Source organism: Streptomyces sp. NPDC107575, assembly GCF_055657265.1.
The window spans coordinates 821,796-834,789 of record NZ_JBVKBG010000002.1; the positions used below are offsets into that span (position 1 = coordinate 821,796).

Here is a 12,994-nt window from a genome sequence, read left to right on the forward strand (position 1 = left end):
CCGGTCCCGGCCGGAGGCTACGGCACGCGCGCCGTCCACTCGTCCGTACCGAACTTGGTGCGGACGAGGTCGCGGGCGCGGGCCAGCTCCTCGTCGGTGACCTTGTCCTCCGTCAGGCCGTAGCGGCTCCGGAACGAGTCGATCATGCGCGAGATGACCTCCTCGCGAGGAAGGCCGGTCTGACGGCGCAGCGGGTCGACGCGCTTCTTGGCGCTCTTCGTGCCCTTGTCGGACAGCTTCTCCTTGCCGATGCGCAGCACGTCGACCATCTTGTCGGCGTCGATGTCGTACGACATCGTCACGTGGTGCAGCACCGCGCCCTGCCCGGCCGCGACCCGCTTCTGCGCGGCGCCCGCGACCTTGCCGATGTCCGTGGCGATGTCGTTGAGCGGCTGGTACCACGCCTTGATGCCCATGTCGGAGAGCGCGCCGAGCACCCAGTCGTCGAGGTAGGCGTAGGAGTCCTGGAAGGAGAGGCCGGAGACCAGGGACTCGGGCACCGCGAGCGAGTACGTGATCGTGGACTTGGGCTCGGCGAACATCGCGCCGCCGCCCGAGATCCGGCGCACGACGGTGACACCGTGCCGCTCGACGCCCTCCTGGTCGACCTCGTTGCGCAGCGACTGGAAGCTGCCGATGATCACCGCGGGGCGGTCCCACTCCCACACCCGCAGCGTCGGCGGGCGCTTGCCGAGTGCGACCTGCTCCACCATCACCTCGTCGAGCGCCATGTGCAGGACGGGGGACTGGGGCGCGTCGTGGATCAGCTGCCAGTCGTAGTCCCGCCAGTCCGTGGCCTGCGCCAGCGCGCGGCGCACCGCCGTGGCGACACCCTCCGTCGTCAGACCGAGCATGACCGTGCCGGGCGGCAGCGCCGCGTCGATCCGGGCGGCCAGGGTGGCCGTGTCGGCGTCGGCCGGGGCCCCTTCGAGCGCGGCGTTGATCGCGAGGAGCGCGTCGTCCGGCTCCAGGAAGAAGTCGCCCGCGACGCGGACGTCCCGCAGCACCCCGCCCACCTCGTTCACGTCGACGACGACCAGCTTGCCGCCGGGGATCTTGTACTCGCCGTGCACGGTGTGCCGCCTTCCACCAGGTTGTCCGTCCTCGCGGACAACGCTAACCGGAGTCCGGACATTCCGGGTTCCACGGGCGTCCCCACGACCGGCACCCGTCTCTATTGACTCTTCGTCAGATCTCCCGCATCGTCGCCCCGCATCCCCACCGGCCGACCTACCGGAGGAGCGCGGCCATGGACCTCGACGTGCTGTACGAGATCGACGTACCGAAGCCCTGGCGGGGCACGCACCCGCACGGCCAGCGCGCCGCCGAGCAGCGCGCCTACCGGGAGGCCGTCGAGCAGATCCGGCTCGCGGACCGGATGGGTTTTCGCACGGTGTGGGCGGTGGAGCACCACTTCCGCGAGGGCCGCTCGCACTGTCCCGCGCCCGAGGTGCTGCTCGGCCATCTGGCGGCGCTGACCGAGCGGATCCGGCTCGGCTTCGGTGTCACCCTCACCCCGTTCGGCTTCACGCCGCCGCCCCGGCTCGCCGAGAAGGTGGCGGCCGTGGATGTGCTCTCGGACGGGCGTGTGGAGTGGGGGACCGGCCGGTCGACCCCCATGGAGCAGACCGCGTTCGGCGTCGACCGGGAGCAGTCGCGGGCCGACTGGCGCGAGGCCATCGAGATCGTCACCGGCATGTGGCGCGAGGAGTACTTCGCGTACGAGTCCGAGCGGTACAGCTTCCCGCGCCGCATGGTCACCCCGAAGCCCGTGCAGGACCCGCATCCGCCGTGCTGGATGGCGGCCACCTCGGCCGGTTCGGCGGAGGTCGCGGGCGCGGCCGGGCTCGGGCTGCTGTCCTTCTCGATCATGCAGCCGCTGGAGGCGATGGGTCGGCAGGTCGCCGCGTACCGGGCGGCCGCCCGCACCCCGAGCCCGATCACGGACGTCACCACGGACAAGGTCGCCGCCTACACCCTCGTGCACGCCGCCGACCGGCCCTCGCAGCGCGTGTGGGACTCGGTCGCCTGGTGGTACCGCAACCTCGCCCAGTTCACCCTCGACTGGGAGCTGCCGCACCTCTCCGCGAAGGAGCGCGACGAGACCTTTCCGCTCCTGAACCCGATCATCGAGGGGAACGTCCCGGTCGCCGACTTCGACGCGGGCGACATGATCCTCATCGGCGACGCGGAGACCATCGTCCGCAAGGCCAAGCGGTACGCGGACCTCGGCATCGACCAGCTCATCTGCTACGTCCAGTGGGGGTACCTGGAGCACCGGGAGATCCTGCGCACGATCGAGATCCTCGGCAAGGAAGTCATCCCGGAACTGGCCGCGTACAAGCCGTGGCCGGACGCCTCGTGACGTCTCCCGCGGGCGAGCCGCTCGACGACACCCCCGTCCCCGACTACGCCGCCCTGCACCGCGTCGACGGCCGCGCCTTCGTCCTGCTCGGCGCGGGCAACGGCATCGGCCGGCAGGCCGCCCACGCCCTCACCTCGGCGGGCGCGCGCGTCCTGTGCGTGGACGTCGACAAGGAGCGGGCGGAGGCGGTCGCGGCGCAGACCGGCGGTGTCCCGTACGTCGCGGACGTCACGCGGCGGCAGGATGTGCAGGACCTCTTCGCCTATGCGCAACGGGAGTTGGGGCCGGTCGGCGGTGTCGTCGACATCGTCGGCATGGCCCGCTACGAGGCCCTGGACGCGCTCGACGACGACGCGTGGCAGTGGCACTTCGACCTGGTCCTGCGGCATGCCTGGCTCGCCGTTCAGTACGGGGGAGCGGCGGTGGCCGCGGCGGGCGGCGGGCCGCTGGTGTTCGTGGCCTCGGTCTCCGGGCTCACGGCGGCCCCACTGCACGGCGCGTACGGGGCCGCGAAGGCGGGCCTGATGTCGCTGGTGCGCACGGCCGCCGTCGAGTACGGGCCGCGTGGGGTGCGGGTCAACGCGGTGGCCCCTGGGGTCGTGTGGACGCCGCGCGTCGCGGGCCTGCTCGGTGAGGAGGGCCGTGCGGCCAACGCGGCGAACGCCCCACTCGGCCGCGTCGCCGAACCGGCCGACATCGCCGCCGCCCTGCTCTTCCTGGCCTCGCCGCTCGCCTCGTACGTGACTGGCCAGACGCTCGTCGTGGACGGCGGTACCGGGGTCAAGTTCCCGTATCCGACGATCGGTGACACCTGAGGCGCGTCGCCGCGCCGCTGTGTCGCCAACCAGGTTGTTCTGTAAGGCTCTTGACTAATCCCCACACGAAGCCACAAGAATCTGTTGACTCACGTTCGCTTGTGGCGAGTCATGTTGGCTTCGAGGGGATTTCCGCATGTCTGCTAGCCGTAGATCCGTCAGCCGTAGAACCGTGTTGGCCGCAAGTGCGGCCGCTCCCGTCGTGGGAGCGCTCGCCGCGCCCGCGGCCCGCGCCACCGAAGGGCGTACCGGCAGTGTCGGCCGCCGCACCGTCGACCTCGCCGACGGCTGGCGCTTCGCGCTGGTCAGCCCCGACGGCATCACCGACCCGACCGGCGCGTACGCGGACGCCGAGCGGCCCGGCTTCGACGACACGAAGTGGCGGAAGGTCGCGATCCCGCACGACTGGTCCATCGAGCAGACGCCCACCGCCGAGCACAACACGACGAGCGGCACCGGGTTCCTGCCCGGCGGGCTCGGCTGGTACCGCAAGACGTTCACGGTGCCGAAGGCGTACGCGGGCAAGCGGATCTCCGTCGAGTTCGACGGTGTCTACATGGATTCCAATGTCTACGTGAACGGTGAGCTCGTCACCCACCACCCCTACGGCTACACCGGGTTCGCCCACGACATCACCGACCTGCTGCACCTCGACGGCGCCACCCCCAACCTGCTCGCCGTCGAGGTCCGCAACCGGCTGCCCAGCAGCCGCTGGTACTCCGGCAGCGGCATCTACCGCAACGCCCGCCTCGTCGTCACCGAGCCCGTGCACGTCGAGCGCTGGGGCACCTTCGTCACCACGCCCGACCTCGCGGGCACCCTGAAGAAGGGCTACGCCACCGTCGACGTGCGCACCACCGTCGTGGGCGACTCGGGCGACGTGACGGTCCTGTCCACCGTCCGCGACGCCAAGGGCCGCCGCGTGGCCCGCGCCGAGTCGACCCTCGCGGCAGTCGGCAGGGACGGCAAGACGGATCACGTACAACTGCGGCTCGAAAAGCCCGAGTTGTGGTCCATCGAGACCCCGGGCAACCGCTACACCCTCGTCACCGACCTGCGCGTCGACGGCCGCACCGTCGACACCTACCGCACCCGCTTCGGCCTGCGGCACGCCACCTTCGACCCCGACCAGGGCCTCTCGCTCAACGGCACGCACACCAAGATCAAGGGCGTCGACCTGCACCACGACCTCGGCGCGCTCGGCGCCGCCGTGCAACCCGACGCCGTCCGCCGCCAGTTGGCCATCATGAAGTCCATGGGTGTCAACGCGCTGCGCACCTCGCACAACCCGCCCGCGCCCGAAGTGATCGAGGCCTGCGAGGACCTCGGCCTGATCATGCTCGTCGAGGCCTTCGACTGCTGGCGCACCGGCAAGAACACCTACGACTACGGGCGCTTCTTCGACGAGCACTCCGACGCCGACATCGCCGAGATGGTGCGCGCCGCCCGCAACTCCCCGGCCGTCCTCATGTGGTCCATCGGCAACGAGATCCCCGACTCCACCCGCACCGAGGGCATCGCCATGGCGGAGCGCCTCGTCGCCGACATCAAGGCACTCGACGGCACACGCCCGATCGTCATCGGCTCCGACAAGTACCGCTCGCTGCCCGCCGTCGGCTCGCCCGCCGACAAGATCGTCGCGGGGCTCGACGGCCTCGGCCTCAACTACAACACCGCCGCGTCCGTGGACGCGCTGCACAAGCGCTACCCGCACCTGTTCCTCTTCGAGTCCGAGTCCTCCTCCGAGACGTCGAGCCGCGGCACGTACCAGGAGCCCGAGCACCTCAACACCGGCGAGAACCACACACCCGGCAAGCGTGCCACCTCCTCGTACGACAACAACCTCGCCTCGTGGACCATGAGCGGCGAGTACGGCCTGAAGAAGGACCGCGACCGGCGCTTCTTCGCCGGCGAGTTCCTGTGGTCGGGCATCGACTACATCGGCGAGCCCACCCCGTACGACGTGTTCCCGGTGAAGGCGTCGTTCTTCGGCGCGGTCGACACGGCCGGCTTCCCGAAGGACATGTACCACCTCTTCCGCAGCCAGTGGACCGACGAGCCGATGGTGCATCTGCTGCCCATGGACTGGACGACGCACGAGAAGGGCGCGGAGGTCGAGGTGTGGGCGTACGCGAACGTCGCCGAGGTCGAGCTATACCTCAACGGCCGCTCCCTGGGCGTGCGTTCCTTCGACGAGAAGAAGACCGTCGACGGCCGCCCGTATCTGGAGACCACGGAGGCCACCCACGACGACAAGACCATCACCTCCGGCCCCTACCCCGGCAGCTACACCTCGCCGAACGACAGCGCGGGCAAGCTGCACCTGACGTGGAAGGTGCCCTTCGCGGCCGGTGAGCTGAAGGCCGTCGCACGCCGCGGCGGCAAGGCGGTGGCCACCGACGTGCTGCGTACGGCGGGGGCCCCGCACGCCGTGCGCCTGACGGCGGACCGGAAGTCGGTCGCGGCGGACGGGCGGGCCCTCGCCTTCGTCACGGCCGAGGTCGTCGACGCGAAGGGGATCGTCGTCCCGGACGCCGCGCGGCTCCTCGAATTCGACGTCAAGGGCGGGCACTTGGCGGGCGTCGACAACGGGCAGCAGGAGTCCGCCGAGCGCTACCAGGCCAGCACCCGCACGACGTTCCACGGACTCGCGCTCGCGATCGTGCGCGCGGGCACCGAGCCGGGCCGCCTCACCGTCACGGCGCGCGCGAAGGGCCTGCGGCAGGGCACGGCGACGCTGCGGGTCACGGGCCCCGCGGGGGAGCCGGTCACCCCGGCCGAGCCCTTCGCCCCCGACCCGGGCCCGGGTGCCACCAAGTACCCGCACGCCGACGCCAGTTACTCGGGTGCCACGAAGGCACTCCCCGCTGCGATGCTCGACGGCGACCCGGCCACCCAGTGGTCCAACGCCTTCGCCAAGGCCGCCACCGCCCTGCTCCCCGCCTTCAACGGCGCCCGTCCGGCCGACTGGGTCTCGGTGACCTGGGCGGAGGAACGACGGGTGGGCCGCGTCGAGGCCTCCTTCACGGTCGACGCCACCCACTCCCTGCCCGCCGCGATCGAGGTGGCGGTCGGGGACGGGGACACGTACAAGGTCGTGGACGACGTCGACATCGCCTGGGCCGACGGCTCCGGCGAGCCCACCGTCCTCACCTTCGACGCGGTACGCGGCCGGTCGCTGCGCCTGAGACTGATCAGCCGCAAGCCCGGGGAGGCGAGCGGCGGCATCGGGATCAGCGCGCTGGACGTGGCGGAGTCCTGATTCCGGGCAGGGTGCCCACGCGTGACGGCCGGGGACCGACCGACTGACGGGTCAGCCCTCGGCCGCCACGCCCAGGCGTGCCTGCTCCTCCTCGACGATCCGGCGCGCGATCTCCGCGTCGGACACGTCGACCGCGTCCGGCGTCGCCTCGGCCATCGAGCTGCGCCGGGCGTACGCGTCGAACAGGCGGGACTTGTCGGCCAGTATCCGCACCAGGCGCTCGTCGACGCCGCCGGTGGCCAGGAGGCGGTGCACCCGCACCGATCTGACCTGGCCCATGCGGTGTGCCCGCGCCACGGCCTGGTGCTCCAGGGTCGGCTTGATCTGCGGCTCGCACAGGATCACCACGGAGGCCGCCTGGATGTTGAGTCCCACGCCGCCGGCCTGGATCTGCGACACGAGGACGGCCGGCCCGTCCGTGGCCGCGAACTCGTCGACCAGCAGCTGTCTGCGTGCGGGCGGCACGCTGCCGGTCAGCGGACCGAACACCGGGCCGCCGACGGGCGGTTCGGTGCCGAGGGCGTCGCGGACGACAGCCAGCACATCGCGGAAGTTCGAGAACACCACGACCTTCTGGCCCGACTCCGCCGCCTCCCTCACCAGTTCGCGCAGCCGCTCCAGCTTGGCGGACTCGGCGGGGCGCGCGTACGCCGCGCGGCGCATGGCCATGAAATTGCCGGACGCGACGGCCTCCCGGTAGGCGGCCTCGTCGGCGCCGCTCAGCTCCTCCCACTCGTCGGTGTGCTGGAGGCTCGGCAGCTCGGCCAGGACGTCGTCCTGGTTGCGCCGCAGATAGACGGGGGCGACCGCCGTGCGGAACGCGACCGATCCGGCGAGGCCGTCCTCCTCGTCGAGCCGGTCCGCGAGCGGGGGATCCAGTACGCGTACGAGGTTGCGGAACTCGCCGACCCGGTTCTCCATCGGCGTACCGGTCATGAACAGGACCCGATCGCAGTGCTCCGCCCACTCGGCGACGGCCTTCGAGCGCAGCGTCTCCGGGTTCTTCACCGCGTGCGCCTCGTCGACGACGAGCATCCCCAGCTCGCCGCCGCCCGGCGCGGGCAGCGTGCGCAGCGCGTCGTACGTCGTGACGGCGACACCGCCGCGGCCCTTCCAGTCCGCGAAGGCCTCGCCCCGGTCCGCGCCGTGCACCGGAAGGACGCGCAGCGCGCTGCGGGCCTCGATCTCCCGCGTCCAGTTCACGAGGACGCTCGCCGGGCACACGACCATGAAGTGGCTCTGCCCCTCGGCCGCCAGGTGGGTCAGCGCGGCGATGGCCTGGACCGTCTTGCCGAGCCCCATCTCGTCGCCGAGCAGCGCGCGGCGCCGCGCGAGCGCGAAGCGGGCGCCGAACGCCTGGTAGCCGCGCAGCGACACCCGGAGCCGCGACTCGTCGAGCTGCTGCGCGCGCACCTGCTCGGCGATGTCGGCGGGCAGGAAGCCCTCGGCGGCGTCCTTGTCGGGCGCAAGGCCGCAGATCTCGCCCAGCACGCTGTAGTACTCGGCCGAGCGCACCTCGAAGTCGACCCAGGCCGCCACGTCGTTCGCGGGCCCGCGCAGCAGGTCGACCGAGGCCTGCGCGAGCAGCGGCCCGGTGCCCGCCCGCTCGGCCTCCGCGACCAGCGCCCGCACCTGCTCGGCGGCGTCCAGGGCGCGGGCCCGCCGTGCCCGCCCGGTGAACAGCAGCCGCAGCCGCCCCGCCGCGGGCCGCGCCTCGTCGAGCAGCGGACCGAGCCGCCGTGCGATGCCGGTCGCGGTGTCGACGGCGTGCCGCGCGTCGGGGCCCGCCTCCACCAGCACGTGCAGTGCCATGACCACGGCGGTCGTCCGGGGCTCCGGCTCGTCCACGTCGAGCGGCACCGCCGCCGTCTGCCGCACCCGGTCGGCGATGCGGCCCGCGGCGGCGAGGAGTTGCGTGGCGGTCTGGGGGCCCACGCCGTGGATCTGGTTGAGGCGGGCGGGCCCCGCGTCGAGGACCTGCCGGACCGTGGTCAGCCCGTCGCGCTCCACCAGGCCGACGCGGACCCGTCCGTCCGTGGCTTCCTGGAGCCGTGCCACGGGCATGGTGTCGAGGACGCGGGCGACCGACTCGTCGAGCAGCGGGGCGAGGGCGTCCCGCACGGTTCGCACGGCGCGTGCGTGGTCGTCGAGCAGTGCCCGCGCGGCCGCGTGGAGGCGTGTGCCGTCGGCGACGGCGTCCCGCTCCGTGCGTCCCATTGGGCCCTGCCCTCCTCTTGGCGTGTCCGGCTCCGGCCGGTCCGTGCATCTTCGCATCGGGGTGTGACAGTCGGCATGGCGTCCTGCAACGGCGTTGCGGTCCTGGGGCTCTGCCCCAGACCCCGCTGCTCAATCGCCGCAGGGGCTTGAATTGGTGGCGCTGCCCCGGCCCCTGCTGGCTCTCGTCCGACGGCGGGGCTGAAGTCGACCGGCAACCTTCCCGCCCCCCGCGGCAACACCACACCGTCACGTGCCACCCGGCACGGCTTCCCCCACCACGTACGGAGTGCATGAGCTCATGAGTGACACCCGCAGCAAGTCCCGCCACCGCAGACGCCGCACCGTTCTCCTCGCGGGCGCTCCGCTCGCCGTCGCGGCCGCGGGCGCCCTCGCCTACGGCGGCGGGTTCATCGGCGCGGACGACACGGCGAGCGCCGCCACCGCCGCGACGGCCGCCGCATGGGCCGACGACACCGCCGACGGGTTCGCCTCCGTCAACGCCCAGGGGCAGAACGGCACGTACGGCGGGCGCGGCGGCGAGACCGTCACCGTGAAGACCCTCGCCGACCTGGAGAAGTACGCGACCGCGAGCAAGCCCTACGTCATCGTCGTCGCGGGCGAGATCAAGATGGACCCCGTCGGCAAGGAGATCAAGGTCGCCTCCGACAAGACCATCGTGGGCGCCGGCACCGCCGGGCACATCGTCGGCGGCGGCTTCTTCCTCGGCACCGGCGTGCACAACGTCATCATCCGCAACCTGACGATCCGCGACTCCTACCAGGGCACCTGGAACGACAAGGACCACGACTTCGACGCCGTTCAGATGGACGGCGCACACCACGTCTGGATCGACCACAACGACCTGCGCAGGATGGCCGACGGGCTGATCGACGTCCGCAAGGACTCGACGAACATCACCGTCTCCTGGAACAAGCTCAGCAACGACAACAAGGCCTTCGGCATCGGCTGGACCGAGAACGTCGTCACCGACATCACCATCCACCACAACTGGATCCGCGAGACGGAACAGCGCAACCCCTCCACCGACAACGCCGCGCACGCGCACCTCTACAACAACTACCTCCAGGACGACCCGGACACCGACATCACGTCCTCGTACGGCAACTACTCGCGCGGCAGGACGAAGATGGTCCTGGAGAACAGCTACTTCCAGGGCGTCAACAACCCCGTCATCAAGGACTCCACCGCCACCCTCGTGCAGCGCGGCAGCGTCTTCTCCGGCACCAGCGGCCGCAACGAGAGCGGCGGCAGCGCCTTCACACCGTCGGACTTCTACGCCTACACGCTCGACAAGGCCGCGGACGTGCCGGGCAAGCTCAAGTCCGGGGCCGGGCCCAGGAGTTCGATCGGAACGACGGCGAGTGCGACGACGAAGGCCGCCGCCGCGACCACCCTCACCGTCGCCGCCGACGGCAGCGGCCAGTACAGGACCGTGCAGGCCGCCGTCGACGCCGTGCCCGCGAACAACACCGCGCGCGTGGACATCAAGGTCGCGCCCGGCACGTACCGCGGGACCGTGAACATCCCGGCGAACAAGCCGCACATCACCGTCGTCGGCACCGGTTCGAGCCGCAAGTCCACCGTGCTCGTCGAGGGGCACGCCGCGGGGTCGAAGAAGCCGGACGGGTCGACGTACGGCACCTCGGGCAGCGCCACCGTCACCGTGCTCGCCGCCGACACCCAGCTGCGCAACCTGAGCGTCAGCAACGACTACGACGAGTCCAAGGACACCTCCATCGCCGCGCAGGCGGTCGCGCTGCGCACCAGCGCCGACAAGGTCTTCCTCGACTCGGTCATCACCAGCGGCGACCAGGACACGCTGCTGCTCGACGGCGCGGGCAAGCGCGTCTACATGAAGAACTCCTACGTCATCGGCAACGTCGACTTCATCTTCGGCGGCGCCACCGCCGTCATCGACCAGTCCGTGATCACGCTCAAGAAGCGCTGGGACGGCACGTCCGCCGGGTACGTCATGGCGCCGAGCACCGCCGCGGGCAAGAAGGGCCTGCTCGTCAACCGGACCACCATCAGCGGCGACGTCTCCGCCGGCTCCTTCCACCTCGGCCGCAACTGGCACGCGGGCGGCGACGCCTCCCTCGACCCGCAGGCCACCGTCCGCAACTCCACGCTGAGCGCCGCGATCAAGGCGAAGCCGTGGACGGACATGGGCGGCTTCTCGTGGAAGGACGACCGGTTCGCCGAGTACAAGAACACCGGCGACGGGGCCGGTTCGGCGAGCGCCGACCGTCCGCAGCTGAGCGACTCGCAGGCCGCGCAGCAGGAGGTCGCGGACTGGCTGGGGGACTGGACGCCCACGGCCTCCTGACGGCCGGACGACGGGACACCGCGCTTGTACGCGGCGCCGCTCACCGCGCCGCGTACAACTCCTCGATGTCCTGCGCGTACGCCTCCAGGACCGCCGCCCTGCGGACCTTCAGGGACGGGGTGAGCAGGCCCTGGGTGGCGCCGAACTCGTGCGGCAGGATGCGGAAGGCGCGGATCGACTCGGCGCGCGAGACACGGGAGTTGGCACGTGACACCGCGCGCTGGATGTGGCCGTGCAGCTGCTCGTCGAGGACCGCCTCCTCGGGGGCGCTGGGAGTGCGGCCCTTGAGCGCCTGCCAGCTCGCCAGGGCCTCCGGGTCGAGGGTGATCAGGGCCGTGACGTACGGGCGGTTGTCGCCGATCACGAGGCAGCCGGAGATCAGCGGATGGGCCCGCAGCTCCTCCTCGAGGGTCTGTGGCGAGACGCTCTTGCCGGCGCTGGTGATGATGATGTCCTTCTTGCGGCCGGTGATCACCAGATAGCCGTCGGCGTCCAGATGGCCGAGGTCCCCGGTGGCGAACCAACCGTCGCGCAGCGCCGCCTCGTTGGCCTTGCGGTTGTTGAGGTAGCCCGCGAAGACGACGTCGCCCGCCACCCAGATCTCGCCGTCGTCCGCGATGTACACGGCGTTGCCCGGCATCGGCTTGCCCACCGTGCCGTGTCGCACCGCGCCGAGCGGCTGCACGGTGACCGCGGCCGCCGTCTCGGTGAGGCCGTAGCCGTTGTACACGGTGACGCCGCACCCCTGGTAGAACAGGCCCAGGTCGCGGGAGAGCGGCGAGCCGCCCGACACGGCGTCGCGCACCCGGCCGCCGAGCACCGCCCGCACCTTCGCGTACACGAGGCGGTCGTACACCTTGTGCATGAGCCGCATGCGCGGCCCGGGGCCCGGGCCCTCGCCCGCCGCGTGGCGCTGCACCGAGGCCGCGTACCGGATCGCGGTGCGCACGGCCCGCTCGAACAGGGCGGTGTGGCCGCCGTCCTGGGCGTTGACCCGCGCCTTGGCGAAGACCCGCTCGAAGATGTACGGGACCGCGTACAGGATCGTCGGCCGGAACGCCGCGAGGGCGGGCAGTAGCGCGCTGGGGGAGACGTCGGGCTGATGGGCGATGTTGATGCCGCCGCGCACCGAACTGACCACCACCATCAGGCCGTAGCAGTGCGCCAGCGGCAGGAAGGCGAGCAGGGTCTGCTGCCGGTCGGGCGGCGTGAGCGCGTCGGCCCAGCCGACCAGGAGGTTGTCCGACTCGGACGCCAGGTTGCTGTGGGTGATGACGCAGCCCTTGGGGCGGCCCGTCGTGCCGGAGGTGTAGCAGATGACGGCGGTGGCGCGCGGGTCGACCGCGGCCCGGTAGCGGTGCACGTCCTCGTCCCGCACCGAGGCGCCCGCCTCGACGAGTTGGTCGATGCCGCCCGAGTCCAGCTCCCACAGGCGCGTCAGATCGGTGCGCGCGCCGTACGCCGCGGCCACCGTCATCGCGTTGTGCTCGTTCTCCACGACGACGCCCACGGCGTCCGTGTCGTAGAGGATCCACCGCACCTGCTCGGCGGACGAGGTCGGGTAGACGGGCACGATCTCGGCGCCGACGGTCCACAGGGCGTACGCGATCAGCGTCCACTCGTAGCGGGTGCGCGACATCACGATCACCCGGTCGCCCATGCCGACGCCGCCCGCGAGGAAGCCGCGGGCCACGGCCATCACCTCGTCGCGAAACCGCGCCGCGCTGACCTCCAGCGGCGGACGGCCGTCCTGGAGCAGCGAGAACTGCGTGCGGTGCGGGTCCTCCAGGGCGGCGTCGAAGACGGAGTCGGCAAGACCACCCGACACCAACAGAGGCGCCAGGCGGGGTGATGCGTATTGCCGCATGTGTCTGCTCATCGCTCCCTCTGCTGGACAAACCGGGTTGACGATTCAACCTGAATGCGTCGGAACGGCAAGCTACCTGCAAGGGGAACTTTTCGCCCTGGGGTTGCATAACGAATCGGCA

Annotated in this window: 7 protein-coding genes; 4 read left to right on the forward strand and 3 right to left on the reverse strand. The window is 71.4% G+C overall.

From position 1 onward, the window contains the following. Positions 1-17: 17 nt before the first annotated feature. The gene (locus tag ACZ7L4_RS10365) at positions 18-1,073 is read right to left on the reverse strand and encodes a lipoate--protein ligase family protein (protein ID WP_472101303.1); all 1,056 of its coding nucleotides are present in this window, start codon (positions 1,071-1,073) and stop codon (positions 18-20) included. 176 nt (positions 1,074-1,249) lie between these two features. On the opposite strand from ACZ7L4_RS10365, the gene ACZ7L4_RS10370 reads away from it, so the two are divergent. The 3 genes from ACZ7L4_RS10370 to ACZ7L4_RS10380 all read left to right on the forward strand — a co-directional run bounded on the left by ACZ7L4_RS10370 (position 1,250) and on the right by ACZ7L4_RS10380 (position 6,442). Then, positions 1,250-2,365, forward strand: a complete 1,116-nt coding sequence (locus tag ACZ7L4_RS10370) for an LLM class flavin-dependent oxidoreductase (protein WP_472101304.1) — start codon at positions 1,250-1,252, stop codon at positions 2,363-2,365. After that, positions 2,362-3,180 carry an SDR family NAD(P)-dependent oxidoreductase gene (locus ACZ7L4_RS10375; protein WP_472101305.1) on the forward strand — a complete coding sequence of 273 codons (819 nt, stop codon included), beginning with the start codon at positions 2,362-2,364 and terminating at the stop codon, positions 3,178-3,180. The genes ACZ7L4_RS10370 and ACZ7L4_RS10375 overlap by 4 nt, the downstream gene beginning before the upstream one ends. A gap of 136 nt (positions 3,181-3,316) precedes the next feature. Further along, a complete protein-coding gene (locus ACZ7L4_RS10380; protein WP_472101306.1) occupies positions 3,317-6,442 on the forward strand; it encodes a glycoside hydrolase family 2 TIM barrel-domain containing protein in 3,126 nt (1,041 codons plus the stop codon). Positions 6,443-6,493: 51 nt separating this feature from the next. Here ACZ7L4_RS10380 and ACZ7L4_RS10385 read toward each other — a convergent pair whose 3' ends face one another. Further along, entirely contained in the window at positions 6,494-8,659 is a 2,166-nt protein-coding gene (locus ACZ7L4_RS10385; RefSeq protein ID WP_472101307.1) for a DEAD/DEAH box helicase, read from the reverse strand. Positions 8,660-8,957: 298 nt separating this feature from the next. Here ACZ7L4_RS10385 and ACZ7L4_RS10390 point away from each other — a divergent pair, with 298 nt between their 5' ends. Beyond that, positions 8,958-11,006 (forward strand): pectinesterase family protein, encoded by a 2,049-nt coding sequence (locus ACZ7L4_RS10390; RefSeq protein WP_472101308.1) that lies wholly within the window; start codon positions 8,958-8,960, stop codon positions 11,004-11,006. Between the two features lie 40 nt (positions 11,007-11,046). Here ACZ7L4_RS10390 and ACZ7L4_RS10395 read toward each other — a convergent pair whose 3' ends face one another. Next, positions 11,047-12,873: an AMP-dependent synthetase/ligase gene (locus tag ACZ7L4_RS10395; RefSeq protein WP_472101309.1), complete on the reverse strand. Its 1,827-nt coding sequence runs from the start codon at positions 12,871-12,873 to the stop codon at positions 11,047-11,049. Positions 12,874-12,994 lie beyond the last annotated feature (121 nt).